Source organism: Ramlibacter sp. bp-362, from assembly GCF_054956735.1.
Window position 1 is genome coordinate 1 of sequence record NZ_JBUDXE010000046.1, and the last position, 299, is coordinate 299.

The 299-nt window shown below is 66.2% G+C and carries 1 protein-coding gene; it reads right to left on the reverse strand.

Annotation, left to right across the window (positions count from 1 at the left end):
* Window positions 1-299, reverse strand: a 299-nt coding sequence (locus ACY0MJ_RS22340; protein ID WP_462640759.1) for an EF-Tu/IF-2/RF-3 family GTPase, incomplete at both ends; no start/stop codon positions are given.

The window sequence follows — 299 nt, forward strand, 5'->3', positions numbered from 1 at the left end:
CAGGTGGTCTTCTGCGTGGGCTTGATGCCCACGATCTCGATTTCCTCGCCGACCTTGATCACGCCGCGCTCCACGCGACCCGTGACCACGGTGCCGCGGCCGGAGATGGAGAACACGTCTTCCACCGGCATCAGGAAGGCACCGTCCACCGCGCGCTCGGGCGTGGGGATGTAGCTGTCCAGCGCATCGGCCAGCTTCATGATGGCCTGCTCGCCCAGCTCGCCCTTGTCGCCTTCCAGCGCCAGCTTGGCCGAGCCCTTGATGATCGGGGTGTCGTCGCCGGGGAAGTCGTACTTGGA